This is a genomic window from Pseudomonas sp. TUM25319, assembly GCF_056388475.1.
Genome location: NZ_CM150751.1, coordinates 6679260 through 6695458 on the forward strand (window position 1 = coordinate 6679260; position 16199 = coordinate 6695458).

General features: G+C 67.4%; 17 protein-coding genes. All 17 read left to right on the forward strand.

The window, feature by feature from the left end; genetic code table 11:
* Positions 1-5: 5 nt before the first annotated feature.
* The 17 genes from AC05QJ_RS30260 to AC05QJ_RS30340 are packed head-to-tail and all read left to right on the forward strand — an operon-like array spanning position 6 to position 16196.
* On the forward strand, positions 6-260 hold the full coding sequence (locus AC05QJ_RS30260; protein ID WP_476744828.1) for an acyl carrier protein: 255 nt from the start codon (positions 6-8) through the stop codon (positions 258-260).
* Positions 257-802, forward strand: coding sequence for a COG4648 family protein (locus tag AC05QJ_RS30265; protein ID WP_476744829.1), 546 nt, complete (start codon positions 257-259; stop codon positions 800-802). Before AC05QJ_RS30260 ends, AC05QJ_RS30265 begins: the two co-directional genes overlap by 4 nt.
* A complete protein-coding gene (locus AC05QJ_RS30270; protein ID WP_476744830.1) occupies positions 799-2472 on the forward strand; it encodes an ApeI family dehydratase in 1674 nt (557 codons plus the stop codon). Before AC05QJ_RS30265 ends, AC05QJ_RS30270 begins: the two co-directional genes overlap by 4 nt.
* A complete protein-coding gene (locus AC05QJ_RS30275) occupies positions 2465-3199 on the forward strand; it encodes a glycosyltransferase family 2 protein (protein WP_476744831.1) in 735 nt (244 codons plus the stop codon). The genes AC05QJ_RS30270 and AC05QJ_RS30275 overlap by 8 nt, the downstream gene beginning before the upstream one ends.
* On the forward strand, positions 3196-4128 hold the full coding sequence (locus AC05QJ_RS30280) for an LpxL/LpxP family acyltransferase (RefSeq protein WP_476744832.1): 933 nt from the start codon (positions 3196-3198) through the stop codon (positions 4126-4128). Before AC05QJ_RS30275 ends, AC05QJ_RS30280 begins: the two co-directional genes overlap by 4 nt.
* Complete coding sequence (locus AC05QJ_RS30285) at positions 4115-5653, forward strand: HAL/PAL/TAL family ammonia-lyase (protein ID WP_476744833.1); 1539 nt, start codon at positions 4115-4117, stop codon at positions 5651-5653. The genes AC05QJ_RS30280 and AC05QJ_RS30285 overlap by 14 nt, the downstream gene beginning before the upstream one ends.
* Entirely contained in the window at positions 5646-6071 is a 426-nt protein-coding gene (locus AC05QJ_RS30290) for an acyl-CoA thioesterase (protein ID WP_476744834.1), read from the forward strand. Before AC05QJ_RS30285 ends, AC05QJ_RS30290 begins: the two co-directional genes overlap by 8 nt.
* Positions 6068-6667 (forward strand): outer membrane lipoprotein carrier protein LolA, encoded by a 600-nt coding sequence (locus AC05QJ_RS30295; protein ID WP_476744835.1) that lies wholly within the window; start codon positions 6068-6070, stop codon positions 6665-6667. The genes AC05QJ_RS30290 and AC05QJ_RS30295 overlap by 4 nt, the downstream gene beginning before the upstream one ends.
* Positions 6657-8975: an MMPL family transporter gene (locus tag AC05QJ_RS30300; RefSeq protein ID WP_476744836.1), complete on the forward strand. Its 2319-nt coding sequence runs from the start codon at positions 6657-6659 to the stop codon at positions 8973-8975. Before AC05QJ_RS30295 ends, AC05QJ_RS30300 begins: the two co-directional genes overlap by 11 nt.
* Complete coding sequence (locus AC05QJ_RS30305) at positions 8972-10120, forward strand: sodium:proton antiporter (protein WP_476744837.1); 1149 nt, start codon at positions 8972-8974, stop codon at positions 10118-10120. Before AC05QJ_RS30300 ends, AC05QJ_RS30305 begins: the two co-directional genes overlap by 4 nt.
* Positions 10107-11354, forward strand: coding sequence for an NAD(P)/FAD-dependent oxidoreductase (locus AC05QJ_RS30310; protein WP_476744838.1), 1248 nt, complete (start codon positions 10107-10109; stop codon positions 11352-11354). Before AC05QJ_RS30305 ends, AC05QJ_RS30310 begins: the two co-directional genes overlap by 14 nt.
* Complete coding sequence (locus AC05QJ_RS30315; protein WP_476744839.1) at positions 11351-12094, forward strand: class I SAM-dependent methyltransferase; 744 nt, start codon at positions 11351-11353, stop codon at positions 12092-12094. The genes AC05QJ_RS30310 and AC05QJ_RS30315 overlap by 4 nt, the downstream gene beginning before the upstream one ends.
* Positions 12091-12585, forward strand: a complete 495-nt coding sequence (locus AC05QJ_RS30320; protein WP_476744840.1) for a hypothetical protein — start codon at positions 12091-12093, stop codon at positions 12583-12585. The genes AC05QJ_RS30315 and AC05QJ_RS30320 overlap by 4 nt, the downstream gene beginning before the upstream one ends.
* Positions 12582-13781, forward strand: coding sequence for a beta-ketoacyl-[acyl-carrier-protein] synthase family protein (locus AC05QJ_RS30325; protein ID WP_476744841.1), 1200 nt, complete (start codon positions 12582-12584; stop codon positions 13779-13781). Before AC05QJ_RS30320 ends, AC05QJ_RS30325 begins: the two co-directional genes overlap by 4 nt.
* Positions 13778-14245, forward strand: coding sequence for a hotdog family protein (locus AC05QJ_RS30330; RefSeq protein WP_476744842.1), 468 nt, complete (start codon positions 13778-13780; stop codon positions 14243-14245). The genes AC05QJ_RS30325 and AC05QJ_RS30330 overlap by 4 nt, the downstream gene beginning before the upstream one ends.
* Positions 14242-14970, forward strand: coding sequence for a 3-oxoacyl-ACP reductase FabG (gene fabG / locus AC05QJ_RS30335; protein WP_476744843.1), 729 nt, complete (start codon positions 14242-14244; stop codon positions 14968-14970). The genes AC05QJ_RS30330 and fabG overlap by 4 nt, the downstream gene beginning before the upstream one ends.
* Positions 14970-16196 carry a beta-ketoacyl-ACP synthase gene (locus tag AC05QJ_RS30340; protein WP_476744844.1) on the forward strand — a complete coding sequence of 409 codons (1227 nt, stop codon included), beginning with the start codon at positions 14970-14972 and terminating at the stop codon, positions 16194-16196. Before fabG ends, AC05QJ_RS30340 begins: the two co-directional genes overlap by 1 nt.
* Positions 16197-16199 lie beyond the last annotated feature (3 nt).

The following is a 16199-nucleotide window of genomic DNA, read 5'->3' on the forward strand; positions in this document are numbered from 1 at the left end:
GGACCATGCAAACTCGCGAAGACATCTTCAACATCCTCCGTGACGCCCTGGTCGAGCTGTTCGAACTGGACGCCGCGCGCATCACCCTGGACGCCAACCTGTACCAGGACCTGGAAATCGACAGCATCGATGCCGTCGACCTGATCGACCACATCAAGCGCCAGACCGGCAAGAAAATCGCTGCCGAGGAATTCAAGGCCGTGCGTACCGTCAACGACGTGGTTGAAGCCGTGTACCGCCTGGTCGCCCAGCAAGCATGAAACGACTGATCGGCCTCGGGCTGGTCCTGGCGGGTCTGCTTTACCCGTTTGCGGTGCATTTCGGCATGGAGCATTTCGCGCCCTGGCAGTTCGGCCTGCTGCTCGGCGGCCTGTGGCTGGCGCGGGCGCTGACCCAACCGGAGAATCGCGGCGGACGCTGGATGGCGCTGGTGGCGATCGCGTTCTGCGTGTTGCTGGCGGCCGTGGACGACCCGGCGCTGTTGCGCTGGTATCCGGTGCTGGTCAGCGCCTTCATGCTCGCCCTGTTCGGCCTGAGCCTGAAGTTCGGGCCGTCGATGGTCGAGCGCCTGGCGCGGCTCACCGAGCCGCAGTTGCCGGACATCGCCATCCGCTACACCCGCCGGGTGACCTGGGTCTGGAGCGGCTTCTTCCTGGTCAACGGCCTGATCGCCGCCGCCCTGACCCTGTGGGCCCCGCTGAGCTGGTGGACCCTGTACAACGGCCTGATCGCCTACGGCGTGATGGGCCTGCTGTTCGCCATCGAATGGCTGATAAGACAACGTGTGCGAGGACGCTCATGAAATGGATCAACCTTGAGCACCTGCTGCTGCCGGCCGAAGACGGGCGGCCGGTCAGCTTCGCCCCCGCGCTGGACCACGCCGGGCTTGCTCGGCACGCCCTGCAACTGGCTGCCGGCCTGCAGGAACGCGGCATCCGCCGCATCGCCGTGCACCTGGAAGACGCCGCGAAACTGGCTGTCACCCTGCTCGGCGCCTGGCGCGCAGGGGGCGAGGTGCTGTTGCCATCGGACCTGCAGGCCCAGACACGCCAGCGCTGGGCCGACCAGGTCGAGCTGTGGATCAGCGACCAGGACCACAGCCCGGAATCGCTGTACGCCGCGCCCCTGCCGGCGGCCGAACTGGACCTGCGCGCCTGCCGCATCAGCCTGTGCACCTCCGGCTCCAGTGGCGAGCCCAAGCGCATCGACAAGCAACTGCGCCAACTGGCCATCGAAGTGCAGGTGCTGGAAGACCTCTGGGGCGCCGACCTGGGCCCTGCCTGCATCATCGGCAGCGTCGCCACCCAGCACATCTACGGTTTGCTGTTCCGGGTACTTTGGCCACTGTGCGCCGGGCGTCCGTTCGTGCGCCGGCAACTGCCCTTCCCCGAAGACCTGCAACGGGCCAGTCGCGAGCATCCCGCATTCGCCTGGGTCGCCAGCCCGGCACTGCTCAAGCGTATGGGTGACAACCTCGACTGGCCGGCAATGAGCCAGGTCCGCCGGGTGTTTTCCTCTGGCGGCGAGCTGTCCGCCAGCGCCGCCGAAGCCTTGCACCAGCGCCTCGGCCAATGGCCGGCGGAAATCCTGGGCAGCTCGGAAACCGGCGGCATCGCCTGGCGCCAGGGCGACAGCCTGTGGCAGCCGTTCGCCGGCATCCACCTGAGCCAGAACGACGAAGGCGCCCTGCGCATCGAGTCGCCGTACCTGCCCGAAGGCCATGTGGAACAGAGCGCCGACGCCGTGGCCTTCGATGAACAGGGCCGCTTCCGCCTGCTGGGGCGCATGGACCGTATCGTCAAACTGGAAGAAAAGCGCATCGCCCTGCCGATGCTGGAACAGGCGCTGGCCGAGCACCCGTGGGTCGAGGACAGCCGCCTGGGCATGATCCAGGAACGCCGCGCCTTCCTCGGCGCCCTGGTGCAGCTCAGCGCTGCCGGCCTGCACGCCCTGCGCAACCAGGGCCGGCGCAGTGTCACCGAAGCGCTGCGCAGCCACCTCAGCCAGCATTGCGAAGCCCTCGCCCTGCCCCGGCGCTGGCGCCTGCTGCGGCAACTGCCCTACACCGCCCAGGGCAAGCTGCCCCAGGCCACCGTCGATGCCTTGCTGCAAGCACCCCGGCCCCATGGCCCGGAGGTCCTGGCGCAGGAACAGCACGACGGTGAAACCCACCTGCACCTGGCGATCTCCGGCGACCTGGTGTACTTCAACGGCCACTTCCCGCAGACCCCGGTGCTGCCCGGCGTGGTCCAGGTGGACTGGGCCATCGCCCTCGGCCAGGCGCTGCTGGACCGGCCACGGCGCTTTGCCGGCATGGAAGTGCTGAAGTTCCAGCAACTGGTACGCCCCGGCGACCAGTTGCTGCTGACCCTGCGTTTCGACACCGACAAGGGCAAGCTCTACTTCGCCTACAGCAACGCCGGCGCGCCCTGCTCCAGCGGCCGCATTCTGCTGGAGGCCATCGATGCATAAGCCCTGCGCGGTGATCCCGGTGTACAACCACGAAGGCGCGGTGCCGGCGGTGGTCGCCGACCTGCGCGCCGCCGGCCTGCCCTGCGTGCTGGTGGACGACGCCAGCAGCCCGGCCTGCGCCCGCGTGCTGCAACAACTGGCCGAACAGGAGCAGGTGTTCCTGGTCAGCCTGCCGGTCAACCAGGGCAAGGGCGGCGCGGTCATGGCCGGCCTGCGCGAGGCGGCGCGACTGGGCTTCAGCCATGCGCTGCAAGTGGATGCCGACGGCCAGCACGACCTGGCCGACGTCAGCCGCTTCCTCGAACAGTCCCGCGAGCATCCCGACGCGCTGATCTGTGGTTTCCCGCAGTACGACGACAGCGTGCCCAAGGGCCGGCTGTACGCCCGCTACCTGACCCACGTGTGGGTGTGGATCAACAGCCTGTCGCTGCGGATTCCCGACTCCATGTGCGGCTTTCGCGTCTACCCGCTGCCACCGGTGCTGAAGCTGATCGACTCGGTCAGCCTCGGCCGGCGCATGGACTTCGACCCGGAGATCCTCGTGCGCCTGGCCTGGCGCAACCAGCCGATGCGCTGGCTGCCGACCCGGGTGCATTACCCGCAGGATGGCCTGTCGCATTTCCGCCTGTTCCACGACAACGCGCTGATCTCGAAGATGCACACCAAGCTGTTCTTCGGCATGTTGCTGCGTGCGCCGGCGATCCTCTGGCGGCGGTGGTCGGCATGAGCGAGCGCCACTGGGCCGCTCATGAGGAGCGCGGCAGCTTCCTGCTGATGAAGCTCACCGCCTTTGGCGTGAAAGTGCTGGGCCGGCGCCTGCTGAGCCCGATCCTGTATGGCATCGTCCTGTACTTCTTCCTGTTCGGCCGCCGCGCCCGCCGCAGCGCCTGGCAGTACCAGCAGCGGCTGGCGCAGTGGAGCAGCCAGCCCGCACTGCGCCCCACTCTGCGCCGGGTGTTCGGCCAGTTCATGGCCTTCGCCGACGCACTGCTGGACAAGCTCGACGTGTGGAACGGCCGCCTGGGTATCGAGCAGATCGATATCGTCGACCCCGGCAATCTGCGCAGCCAGTTGCGCGCCGAGCGCGGGCAGATGCTGGTGGGCGCGCACCTGGGCAACCTGGAAGTGTGCCGGGCGCTGGCCGAACTGGGCGAGCAGGTAACGATGAATGTGCTGGTGCACACCAAGCACGCCGAGCGCTTCAACCGCCTGCTGGGCGAGGCCGGCGCCACCAACCTGCGGCTGATCCAGGTCAGCGAGCTGGACCCGGCGATCATGCTGCAACTGAGCCAGCGCCTGGAGCGCGGCGAATGGCTGGCGATCGCCGGCGACCGCGTGCCATTGCATGGGGGACGTACCGTGAACGCGGATTTCCTCGGCCATCCGGCACCCTTCCCACAAGGCCCGTGGCTGCTGGCGGGGCTGCTCAAATGCCCGGCCAACCTGTTTTTCTGCCTCAAACGCGAGGGCCGTTACCAGGTCACCCTCGAACCCTTCGCCCCGGCCGTCGAATGGCGCCGCGGCCAGCGCGATCAGGTGATCGCCGACTGGGCCGGGCGCTACGCCGAACGCCTCGGCCACTACTGCCTGCAAGCACCCCGGCAGTGGTTCAACTTCTACCCTTTCTGGAAGACCGAAGACGATGCATCCGCATGAGCCTGTAACGTTCGGCGAATCGCCGCTTTCCATCGAAGACATCCAGGCCCTGAGCCAGCGCCAGGCCGAATCGCGCCTGCAGGATGATGCCGACTACCGCGCCCGCATCGCCCGTGGCGCGCAGTTCCTCGACACCCTGCTGGACAAGGAAGGGGTGATCTACGGCGTGACCACCGGCTACGGCGACTCCTGCGTGGTGGCCGTACCGCTGGAGCACGTCGAAGCCCTGCCGCGTCACCTGTACACCTTCCACGGCTGTGGCCTCGGTCGTCTGCTGGACGCGCCGGCCACCCGCGCCGTGCTTGCCGCCCGTTTGCAGTCGCTGTGCCACGGCGTGTCCGGGGTGCGCGTGGAACTGCTGGAGCGCCTGCAGGCGTTCCTCGCCCACGACATCCTGCCCCTGATCCCGGAAGAAGGCTCGGTGGGCGCCAGCGGCGACCTGACGCCGCTGTCCTATGTGGCCGCAACCCTGTCCGGCGAGCGCGAAGTGATGTTCCGCGGCGAGCGCCGCCTGGCCGCCGACGTGCACCGCGAGCTGGGCTGGGAGCCGCTGGTGCTGCGGCCCAAGGAAGCCCTGGCGCTGATGAACGGCACCGCCGTGATGACCGGCCTGGCCTGCCAGGCGTTCGCCCGCGCCGACTACCTGCTCAAGCTGGCGACCCGCATCACCGCGCTCAACGTGGTCGCCCTGCAAGGCAACCCGGAACACTTCGACGAACGCCTGTTCGCCGCCAAGCCGCATCCGGGCCAGACCCAGGTGGCGGCGTGGATCCGCCAGGACCTCGCCATCGACGCGCCGACCGCACCGCTGCACCGCCTGCAGGACCGTTATTCGCTGCGTTGCGCACCCCATGTGCTGGGCGTGCTGGCCGACTCCCTGGGCTGGCTGCGCAGCTTCATCGAAACCGAGCTCAACAGCGCCAACGACAACCCGATCATCGACGCCGAAGCCGAGCGCGTGCTGCACGGCGGGCATTTCTACGGCGGTCATATCGCCTTCGCCATGGACAGCCTGAAGAACCTGGTGGCCAACGTCGCCGACCTGCTCGACCGCCAGCTCGCCCTGCTGGTGGACGTGCGCTACAACCACGGCCTGCCGAGCAACCTGTCCGGCGCCAGCGCCGAGCGCGCCATGCTCAACCACGGTTTCAAGGCCGTGCAGATCGGCGCCAGCGCCTGGACCGCCGAAGCCCTGAAAAACACTATGCCGGCCAGCGTGTTCTCGCGCTCCACCGAATGCCACAACCAGGACAAGGTGAGCATGGGCACCATCGCCGCCCGCGATGCCCTGCGTGTGCTGGAGCTGACCGAACAGGTCGCCGCCGCCACCTTGCTGGCGGCCAGCCAGGGTGTCTGGCTGCGCGGTCGCGAGGCCGATGCCCGCGATCTGCCACCTGCTCTGGCGGCGATGCACGACCAGTTGCTCGGCGACTTCGCCCCGGTCACCGAAGACCGCGCGCTGGAAAGCGACCTGCGCCTGTGCCTGCAACGCATCGCCGCACAACACTGGAGGCTGCATGCGTAGTCAGGGCGTACTTCACGTCGATACCGAAGTGCTGGTGCCGTTCTTCGACGTCGACAGCATGCTGGTGGTCTGGCACGGGCACTACGTCAAGTACCTGGAAGTGGCGCGCTGCGCGCTGCTCGACCACCTCGACCACAACTACCTGCAGATGAAGGCCTCGGGTTATGCCTGGCCGGTGATCGACCTGCAACTGCGCTATGTGCGCGGCGCGGTGTTCGGCCAGCGCCTCAAGGTCCGCGCCAGCCTGGTGGAATGGGAGAACCGGCTGAAGATCAATTACCTGATCAGCGATGCCGTCACCGGCGAGCGCATGACCCGCGCCAGCTCCGTGCAGGTCGCCGTGCACATCGACAGCGGCGAAATGCAACTGGCGTCGCCCCAGGTGATGCTCGATGCCGTCAACCGGGTGCTGCCATGAAGCCGCTGCTCAAACGCCTGTTGTGCCTCGGCCTGCTGGCCGCCAGCAGCCTGGCCCAGGCCTTCGACCTGAAAGACCTGCGCCAGCAATTGAGCGAGCCGGACGTGATCAAGGGCGAGTTCGTCCAGGAGAAACACCTGCGCGCCCTGCCGCAACCGCTGCTGAGCAAGGGCCGCTTTGTCCTGGCCCGCGACCACGGCCTGCTGTGGTTGCTGCAGACGCCGCTGCAACAGGACTACCGACTCAACGCCAACGGCATTGCCCGCCGCGATGCCTCCGGCTGGCAAACGCTGCCGACCCGCACCGCCGGCAGCGAGCAGAACAAGCTGTTCTTCGCCGTGCTGCAGGGCGACAGCAGCGGCCTGGAGCGGGACTTCGAGCTGCACCTGCAAGGCGATGCCGGGCACTGGCAATTGCGCCTGGTGCCGAAGTCGCTGCTGATCAAGCAGATCTTCAACCAGATCGATATCGATGGCGGCCGCTATGTCGAGCGCATCCAGTTGCAGGAAACCCAGGGCGACAGCACCGTACTGCGCATGCCATCGAGCAGCAGCGCCAGCCTGACCGACGCGGAGCGCCACGACCTTGTCGATTGAGCGTCTGCTGCCGCGCCTGTTTCTGCTGATTCTCGCCGGCGTCCTGCTGCTGGCGGGCTGGCAGTGGCATCGCGGTGCGCCGCTGTCCGCCGACTTGATGACCCTGGTGCCCGGCGCCACCGAAGACCCGCTGGTCAAGCGCGCCGAGCAACGCACCCAGGAGCCGCTGAACCGCGAGATCCTGGTGCTGGTGGGCCATTCCGAGCGCGACCAGGCCATCGCCCTGGCCGCCCGCCTGGGCGAGCAATGGCAGGCCAGCGGCCTGTTCGAAAAGGTCCAGTGGAGCCTGCAGACCGACCTCGGCGCCCTGCGCGCACAACTGCTGCAAGGCCGGCTGGCAATGCTCTCGGCGGCGGACCGCAAGGCGCTGACGGATACCCCGCAAGCCTTCATCCAGCAACGGGTGCAAAGCCTGTTCGATCCCTTTTCCGGCTTCAGCCTGGTGCCGAGCCAGGACGATTGGCTGGGCCTGGCCGGGCGCATCCAGAACAGCCAGCCGCGCCCGGCAGCCGTGCAACTGGATACCGCCAGCGGCAGCCTGATCGCCGAGGCCGACGGCCAGTACTGGGTGCTGCTGCGGGCCCGTACCCAGGGCAACGCCTTCGACATGCAACTGCCGTTGCAGGTGGCCAGCCTGTTGGCCGACAGCCGTGTTGTCGCCGGCGAGCAAGGCGCTCACCTGCTGGCCGCCAGTGGCCTGCTGTACGCTGCCGACGGCCAGCAACAGGCCCGGCGCGAGATGACCTGGGTCGGCGGCGGCGCCACACTGGGCATCATCCTTTTGTTGTTGCTGGCCTTCCGCCGCTGGCGAGCCCTGCTGGCACTGGTCCCGGTGCTGGTGGGCATGCTGTTCGGCACCACCGCCTGCGTCGCCCTGTTCGGCCAGATGCATGTGATGACCCTGGTGCTGGGGTCCAGCCTGATCGGCGTAGCGGTGGATTACCCGCTGCACTACCTGTCGAAGAGCTGGAGCCTGCGTCCCTGGCAGAGCTGGCCGGCGGTACGCCTGACCCTGCCCGGCATGAGCCTGAGCCTGGCCACCAGTTGCATCGGCTACCTCGCCCTTGGCTTCACCCCCTTCCCGGCGCTGACCCAGATCGCCGCGTTCTCCGCCGCCGGCCTGGTGGGCGCCTACCTGAGCGCGGTGTGCCTGCTGCCAGCGCTGCTCAGAAACACCCAACTGCAACCGGCACCGTGGCCGCTGAGCGTTGCCACCGCGCTGGTCAACCTGCGCGAGCGCCTGCTGCAACGGGTGCCGAGCCCGGCGCTGCTGGGGCTGGTGCTGCTGTTCTGCCTCGGCGGGCTGTGGCACCTGGAAACCCGCAACGACATCCGCCAGTGGGTCGGCAGTTCGCCAACGCTGCTGGAAGAGGCCAAAGAAGTGGCCCGCATCACCGGCTACCAGCCCACCAGCCAGTTCTACCTGGTGCGCGGCGCCGACCAGGGTCAGTTGCTCGATCGTCTGCAAACGCTGAGCGTGCGCCTCGATCAGCAGGTGCAGGCCGGCACCCTGAAAGGCTACATGGCCCTGAGCCAGACCCTCGCCAGCACCGTCGAACAGCAGCGCCTGCGCGAAGCCCTGACACGCCTGCCGCAGCACTGGCAGCCACTGCTGGAGGTCGGCGTGCCGCAAAGCGCACTGGAAAACGAAGTGGCGCAACTGCGGGCACTGCCGGTTCTGGATATCGATCAGGTCCTGGCCGGGCCGCTGGGCGAAGCCTGGCGCCCGCTGTGGCTCGGCGCCGATGAACAGGGCGTGGCGGCCATCGTCAGCCTGCAAGGCCTGAGCGACTCGGCGCTGCTGCGCCAGCAAGTGGCGGACCTCGACGGCGTGCAACTGGTGGACCGCCTGGGCGATCTCAATCGCCTGTTCGCCGCCACCCAGATCAGCGCCGCCGAACTCAAGCTGCTGTCCTGCGTGCTGATCGCGCTGCTGCTGATCTGGCCGTTCGGCTTCGGCGGTGCCCTGCGCATCGTCGCCCTGCCGCTGCTGGCGGCACTGTGCAGCCTCGCCAGCCTCGGCTGGCTGGGCCAACCGCTGACCCTGTTCAGCCTGTTCGGGCTGCTGCTGGTCACCGCCATCAGCGTCGATTACTCGATCCTCATGCACGAGCGCATCGGCGGCAGCGCCGTGAGCCTGCTCGGCACCCTGCTGGCGGCCACCACCACCTGGCTGTCGTTCGGCCTGCTGGCGGTGTCGAACACGCCGGCAGTGAGCAACTTCGGCCTGGCGGTGAGCCTGGGCCTGGCCTTCAGTTTCATCCTGGCCCCCTGGGCCGCCAGCCGTCACAGGGAGACGTCGGCATGAGCATCCTGCTGTTCTGGGTCCTGGCCCTGTTGGCGTTTCTCATCGCCAGCGAAATCGGCCGGCGCCTGGGTCTGATCGGCATCGTCAGCCAGTTGCTGCTGGCGACCCTCGGCCTGCCGCTGCTGATGCTGTTCTGGATCGAACCGCACTGGCAGCTCGGCGGCGCCGCGCTGGTGGCGCCGACCTGGGTGAAGACCCTCTACGGCATGAGCTTCGCCCTGCTGCTGGGGCACATCCTTGGCGATGTGGTAGACCTGAAGTTCGACCGCCAGAGCCTGAAGATCGCCCTGCCCAGCTTCCTCGTGCCCTTCGCCTGCGGGCTGGCCTGCGGCCTGTTGCTGCTGCCACAGCAGCCCTGGCTGACGTCGCTGGCACTGGGCCTGGTGTTCGCCATCACCGCCATCCCGGTGCTGTACCTGTACCTGAGCAGCATCGACTACCCGCCCGCCGCCACGCGCCGACTGATGCAGGCGGCGATCATGATCGACGTCGCCTGCTGGCTGCTGTTCGGCCTGGGCAAGGGCAGCCTGCAGCCGCTGAGCCTGGTCCTGCCGCTGCTGGGCGCCTGTCTGCCGCTGCCGCTGTACGCCCTGGGCCTGCGCCGCCCTGGCGTCTATGGCCTGCTGTTCCTGGTGCTGCTGTTCATCGCCGAGCACTACCGGCTCAATGCACTGATCTTCGGCATCGCCTACCTGTGCTGCCTGGCCTGGCTGAAGGTGCCGCTGCCCGAGGCCTGGCTCAAGCACCTGCGAAACGGCGTGGCAATTCCGCTGATTCTCACCTTCGGCATCGTTCAGATTGATATCCATCACGTCCTGCAGGGCTTCAATGCGCTACATCTGGCCGCCCTGCTGTTGCTGCCGATTGTCAGCAAACTGCTGGGCAACTGGCTCGGCCTGAGCTGGGCAGGGCCTTCGTTCGCGGGGGCGAGCAAATGGCGCGAAACGCTGCTGCTGAACATCCGCGGCCTCAGTGAAATCGTCTTTCTCAACCTGCTCCTGCAACAGCAGTTGATCAGCCCGGCGCTGTACTTCGCGCTGATGCTGATGAGCCTGGTCGCCACATTGATGCCCGCACTCGCCGGGCTGCACCGAATCCCTTTGAAGACTCTCCAGACGGCAAGGAGGCCATATGCCGAACACTGAACTGCAACACCGCCAGGTCCTGGTCATTGGCGCGGGCCCGTCCGGCGCCATCGCCGCGGCACTGCTCAAGCGCCAGGGCCATGACGTGCTGATCGTCGAACGCCAGCGCTTCCCGCGCTTCTCCATCGGCGAAAGCCTGCTGTCGCACTGCATCGACTTCGTCGAGGAAGCCGGCATGCTCGACGCCCTCGAAGCCGCCGGCTTCCAGTTGAAGAACGGCGCTGCCTTCGCCTGGGGCGAGGAATACAGCGCCTTCGACTTCGGTGACACCTTCAGCAAGGGCCGCCCGACCACCTTCCAGGTGCAGCGTGCGCGCTTCGACCAGTTGCTGGCCGATGAAGCCGCCCGCCAGGGCGTGGAGATCCGCTACGAGGAAGAAATCATCGCCGCCGACTTCGAGCGCGAGCGCCCGCAGGTGCGCATCCGGCGCCTGGACGGCAGCGAGTATCGGGTGGAAGCCGCGTTCGTCCTCGACGCCAGCGGCTACGGCCGGGTGCTGCCGCGCTTGCTCGACCTGGAAGCGCCGTCCAGCTTTCCGGTGCGCCAGGCCGTGTTCACCCATATCGAAGACCGCATCGACCACCCAGGTTTCGACCGCAACAAGATCCTCATCACCACCCACCCGGAACACCGCGACATCTGGTTCTGGACCATTCCGTTCAGCGACGGTCGCTGCTCCCTCGGCGTGGTCGCCGCGACTGAGCACTACGCCGATGCACCAGCCGATCTGGACGCTTGCCTGAAAGGCTTCGTCGAACAGACCCCGAGCCTGTCCAAGGTGCTGTGCAACGCCGTGTGGGACACCCCGGCGCGCACCATCGGCGGTTACTCGGCCAACGTGAAGACCCTGCACGGCCCGGGCTTCGCCCTGCTGGGCAACGCCGCCGAATTCCTCGACCCGGTGTTCTCTTCCGGCGTGACCATCGCCATGCGCTCGGCGAGCATGGCCGCCGGTGTACTGCACCGGCAGTTGCAGGGCGAGGCGGTGGACTGGGAAAGCGAGTTCGCCACCCCGCTCAAACGCGGCGTGGACACCTTCCGCGCCTACGTCGAAGGCTGGTACAACGGCAGCTTCCAGGACGTCATCTACCATCCGGAAGCCTCGGACGAAATCCGCGCCATGATCAGTTCGATCCTCGCCGGCTACGCCTGGGATGAGCGCAACCCCTTCGTCAGCGAACCCAAGCGCCGCCTGCGCATGCTGGCGGAAGTCTGCGCGAGGGAAGAGGCATGAGCGAGCAACGGTTCTTCAGCGACACCTACGTCGAGGAAACCCGCTTCGGCTTCTGGTTCCTGCGCAGCCACACCTGGCAGCACCATGTGCTGCGGGTGGCGATCAACGATCTGCGCCGCCTGTTCGATGGCGAGCCACCGCAGGCGCCGGTCCTGCTGGACGTCGGCTGTGGCCAGGGCCGTTCGTTCAAGCACCTGGCCCAGGTGTTCAAGCCCGGCAAGCTGCTGGGCACCGACGCCGACCCTCACAGCCTGGAGCTGAGCAAAGCCGAGGCGGTGAACCTCGGGCTCTCGGTGGACCTGCGTGGCAGCGACTGCGCCGCCCTGGAATTCCCCGACGCCAGCGTCGACCTGCTGTTCTGCCACCAGACCTTCCATCACCTGGTGGAGCAGGAAAAGGCCCTCGCCGAGTTCTGGCGGGTGCTCAAGCCGGGCGGCTACCTGTTGTTCGCCGAGTCCACCGAGGCCTATATCGATACCTGGGTGATCCGCTGGCTGTTCCGTCATCCGATGCATGTGCAGAAGAGTGCCGCCGGCTACCTGCAGATGCTGCGCGAGCAGGGCTTCGAGTTCACCGACAGGAACGTCTCCTACCCGTACCTGTGGTGGAGCCGCTCCAGCGACTTCGGCCTGCTGGAGCGCTTCGGCCTGCGCAAGCCACCGCCCGTGGGTCAGCGCGAGGAAACCCTGGTCAACGTGGTAGCACGCAAACCGCTGAACCCGGAGCCGTCCGACTCATGAAAGCCCTGTGGTCCGCCTTCGTCCTCGGTGCCTGCCTTTTGCTGACGGCCTGCGCAAGCAAGCCGCCGCTGCCGGAGCAGTTGCCGCCGCTGACGCTGCCGATGCAATTGCACGTGCAGCGCGAGCAGGCCGGCGAGCGCCAGGACTGGCTGCTGGTGATCCAGCGCGAAGACCAGCGCCTGCGCTGGTCGCTGCTGGACCTGCTGGGCATTCCCCAGGCGCGGCAACTGCTGGATCAGGGCCAATGGCAGGCCGACGGCCTGTTGCCGCCCAACCCGGCGGCCCGTGAACTGTTCGCCGCGCTGCTGTTCGCCCTGACCCCGGAGCAGCAGTTGCAACGCCTCTATCCTGCCGCTCGCCAGCAAGGCAGCCAACGCTGGCTGGATACCCGCTGGCGGGTCGATTACCGCCAGTCCGACGACTTCACCTTGAACCTTGGGCAGGGCCTGCGTTATCTAGTCAGCCCCCTGCCCAGCGAGAACACGCCATGACCGCATATCTGAACGCCCTGGGTCTGGTCTGTGCCCTTGGCCGCGATCAGGCTGAAGTCTCCCGCCGCCTGTTTGCCGGCGACTGCGCAGGCGTGCGCGACAGCGACCAGTGGGTGGCCGGGCGCAGCATTCCGGTGGCTGCGGTCGCTGGTGAACTGCCAGTGTTGCCACCGCAGCTGGCCGCGCAGCACAGCCGCAACAACCAACTGCTGTATGCCGCCTGCCTGCAGATCGAGGCGCCGCTGCGCGAGGCGGTCGAGCGCTTTGGCCCACAGCGGGTCGGCGTGGTGCTCGGCACCAGCACCTCAGGCATCGAGGAAGCCAGCCAGGGTATCGCCGATTACCTGCGCGAAGGGCACTTCCCGCCGGACTACAACTACAGCCAGCAGGAACTCGCCGCCCCGGCGGCGTTCCTCGCCAGCTGGCTGCAACTGAGCGGCCCGGCCTACGTGATCTCCACCGCCTGCACCTCCGGTGCCCGTGCGCTGATGAGCGCCCGTCGCCTGCTTGACCTGGGCCTGTGCGACGCCGTGATCTGCGGCGGTGTCGACAGCCTGTGCAAGCTGACCCTCAACGGCTTCAGCGCCCTGGAGGCGGTCAGCGCAAAGCGCTGCAATCCATTCTCGGCCAACCGCGACGGCATCAATATCGGCGAAGGCGCGGCGGTGTTCCTGATGACCCGCGAGGCCAACGCAGCGGGCGCGACAGTCGCCCTGCTCGGTGCCGGCGCCAGCTCCGACGCCCACCACATTTCCGCACCGGACCCGTCCGGCACTGGCGCCTTGCAGGCCATGCGCAAGGCGCTGGAAAATGCCCGCCTGAGCCCGGCGCAGATCCACTACCTGAACCTCCACGGCACCGCCACCCGGCACAACGACGCCATGGAGAGCCTGGCGGTGAACGCCTTGTTCGGCGAAGGCCTGGCGTGCTCGTCGAGCAAGTCCATGACCGGCCATACCCTCGGCGCCGCCGGTGCCCTGGAAGCCGCCTTCTGCTGGCTGGCGCTGGACGCCGGCAACCGCGAAGGCCGCCTGCCGCCCCACGTCTGGGACGGCGCCCAGGACCCGGAACTGGCGCCGCTGAACCTGGTGGACGCCGACCAGCGCCTGCCGCTGCAAGGTCCGCGGCACCTGATGAGCAACTCGTTCGCCTTCGGTGGCAACAACGTCAGCCTGATTCTCGGAGACACGCAATGATTGCCTGGCCACTGGCCGAACTGCTGCCCCACGCCGGTGACATGATCCTCATCGACGGTATCGACTCGTTCGACGAGGAGCAGATCCACGCCCACCTCACCGTCCGCCCCGGCGGCCTGTTCAACCGCCCCGACGGCAGCCTGCCGGCCTGGGTCGGTATCGAGCTGATGGCCCAGACCGTGGCCGCCTATGCCGGTTGCCGCGCGCGCCAGCAGGGCAAGTCGGTGGAGCTGGGCTTTCTGCTCGGCACCCGCAAATTCGAATGCGATGTCGAGCACTTCCCCGCCGATGCGCACCTGCGCATCCATGCCCTGCGCTCGCTGGAAGACGAGAACGGCATGGGTGTGTTCGAGTGCCATCTGCACGGTCCTGGTCTGCACGCCACGGCCCGCCTGAACGTTTTTCGCCCGCCCCAGGCCGCCGCTTATCTGGCCGAGGCAGGCTCCGAGGAGTCCCCGCAATGACTGACACCATCCTGGTCACCGGCTCCAGCCGTGGCATCGGCCGGGCCATCGCCCTGCGCCTGGCGCGCGCCGGCTACGACCTGGTCCTGCACTGCCGCAGCGGCCGCGCCGAAGCCGAGGCCGTCGCCGAAGACGTCCGCGCCCTTGGCCAGCAGGCCCGCGTACTGCAGTTCGATGTCGCCGACCGCGCTGCCTGCGCCAGCATCCTCGCCGACGACGTGGAAACCCACGGTGCCTATTACGGCGTGGTGTGCAACGCCGGCCTGACCCGCGACGGCGCCTTCCCGGCACTGACCGACGACGACTGGGACCAGGTGCTGCGCACCAACCTCGACGGTTTCTACAACGTCCTGCATCCGCTGATGATGCCGATGATCCGCCGCCGCGCGCCGGGCCGCATCGTCTGCATCACCTCGGTGTCGGGGCTGATCGGCAACCGCGGGCAGGTCAACTACAGCGCCTCCAAGGCCGGCGTCATCGGTGCCGCCAAGGCCCTGGCCATCGAGCTGGGCAAGCGCAAGATCACCGTCAACTGCGTGGCGCCGGGGCTGATCGATACGGCCATGCTCGACGAACACGTGCCGGTGGAAGAACTGCTGAAGATGATCCCGGCCCAGCGCATGGGCACCCCGGAAGAAGTCGCGGGTGCGGTGAATTTCCTGATGTCGGCGGAAGCCGCCTACATCACGCGGCAGGTGCTGGCCGTCAATGGAGGGCTGTGCTGATGAAACGCGTGGTCGTCACCGGCATGGCCGGCATCACCTCCCTGGGCAGCGACTGGAACACCATTTCCGGCAACTTCGCCGCCAACCGCAGCGGCATCCGCCGCATGGACGAGTGGGACCGCTTCGAAGAACTCAACACCCGCCTGGCCGGACCCGTGGATGATTTCGCCGTGCCCGCCAACTGGACCCGCAAGCAGTTGCGCAGCATGGGCCGGGTGTCCCGCATGGCGGTGGCATCGGCCCAGGAAGCCCTGCGCGATGCCGGCCTGCTGGACGATCCGTCGATCCGCGACGGGCGCATGGGTATGGCCTGTGGTTCGTCCACCGGCAGCACCGACGAGATCAAGGCGTTCGGCAACATGCTGCTCAACTCGGTGGCCGAGGGCCTCAACGCCAACTCCTATGTGCGCATGATGCCGCACACCACTGCGGCCAATATCAGCATCTTCTTCGGCCTCACCGGGCGGCTGATCCCGACGTCCAGCGCCTGCACCAGCGGCAGCCAGGGCATCGGCTACGCCTATGAAGCGATCAAGTTCGGCCGTCTGCCGCTGATGCTCGCCGGCGGCGCCGAGGAGCTGTGCCCGACCGAAGCCATGGTGTTCGACGCGCTCTACGCCACCAGCCTGAAGAACGACGCCCCGCACACCACGCCAAGCCCCTACGACAGCGGCCGCGACGGCCTGGTGATCGGTGAAGGCGCCGGCATGCTGGTCCTGGAAGAGCTGGAGCACGCCCTGGCTCGTGGCGCGCACATCTACGCCGAGATCGTCGGTTTCGGCAGCAACGCCGATGGCCAGCACACCACCCGTCCCGAGCAGGCGACCATGCGCCGGGCCATGGAGCTGGCACTGGAAGACGCCCAACTGACGCCCGAGGTGATCGGCTACGTCAACGGCCACGGCACCGCCACCGAACAGGGCGATATCGCCGAGACTCTGGCCACCAGCAGCCTGTTCGGGCCACGGATGCCAATCAGTTCACAGAAAAGCTTCCTCGGTCACACCCTGGGTGCTTGCGGCGCGCTGGAGGCGTGGTTCAGCATCGAAATGATGAACAGCGACCGCTACGTGCACACCCTCAACCTCGAAAACATCGACCCGCGCTGTGGCGAACTCGACTACCTGTGTGGCGAGTTCCGTTCCATGAGCCATGGTTATGTCATGAGCAACAATTTCGCCTTTGGCGGGGTCAATACCTCGCTGATTTTCCGCCGCTGGTCCTGAACA

Bases quoted from the DNA above. Each gene is read 5' to 3' on its own strand.
- AC05QJ_RS30260 (WP_476744828.1), top strand. From the start codon at position 6: ATGCAAACTCGCGAAGACATCTTCAACATCCTCCGTGACGCCCTGGTC.
- AC05QJ_RS30265 (WP_476744829.1), top strand. From the start codon at position 257: ATGAAACGACTGATCGGCCTCGGGCTGGTCCTGGCGGGTCTGCTTTAC.
- AC05QJ_RS30270 (WP_476744830.1), top strand. From the start codon at position 799: ATGAAATGGATCAACCTTGAGCACCTGCTGCTGCCGGCCGAAGACGGG.
- AC05QJ_RS30275 (WP_476744831.1), top strand. From the start codon at position 2,465: ATGCATAAGCCCTGCGCGGTGATCCCGGTGTACAACCACGAAGGCGCG.
- AC05QJ_RS30280 (WP_476744832.1), top strand. From the start codon at position 3,196: ATGAGCGAGCGCCACTGGGCCGCTCATGAGGAGCGCGGCAGCTTCCTG.
- AC05QJ_RS30285 (WP_476744833.1), top strand. From the start codon at position 4,115: ATGCATCCGCATGAGCCTGTAACGTTCGGCGAATCGCCGCTTTCCATC.
- AC05QJ_RS30290 (WP_476744834.1), top strand. From the start codon at position 5,646: ATGCGTAGTCAGGGCGTACTTCACGTCGATACCGAAGTGCTGGTGCCG.
- AC05QJ_RS30295 (WP_476744835.1), top strand. From the start codon at position 6,068: ATGAAGCCGCTGCTCAAACGCCTGTTGTGCCTCGGCCTGCTGGCCGCC.
- AC05QJ_RS30305 (WP_476744837.1), top strand. From the start codon at position 8,972: ATGAGCATCCTGCTGTTCTGGGTCCTGGCCCTGTTGGCGTTTCTCATC.
- AC05QJ_RS30310 (WP_476744838.1), top strand. From the start codon at position 10,107: ATGCCGAACACTGAACTGCAACACCGCCAGGTCCTGGTCATTGGCGCG.
- AC05QJ_RS30315 (WP_476744839.1), top strand. From the start codon at position 11,351: ATGAGCGAGCAACGGTTCTTCAGCGACACCTACGTCGAGGAAACCCGC.
- AC05QJ_RS30320 (WP_476744840.1), top strand. From the start codon at position 12,091: ATGAAAGCCCTGTGGTCCGCCTTCGTCCTCGGTGCCTGCCTTTTGCTG.
- AC05QJ_RS30325 (WP_476744841.1), top strand. From the start codon at position 12,582: ATGACCGCATATCTGAACGCCCTGGGTCTGGTCTGTGCCCTTGGCCGC.
- AC05QJ_RS30330 (WP_476744842.1), top strand. From the start codon at position 13,778: ATGATTGCCTGGCCACTGGCCGAACTGCTGCCCCACGCCGGTGACATG.
- fabG (WP_476744843.1), top strand. From the start codon at position 14,242: ATGACTGACACCATCCTGGTCACCGGCTCCAGCCGTGGCATCGGCCGG.
- AC05QJ_RS30340 (WP_476744844.1), top strand. From the start codon at position 14,970: ATGAAACGCGTGGTCGTCACCGGCATGGCCGGCATCACCTCCCTGGGC.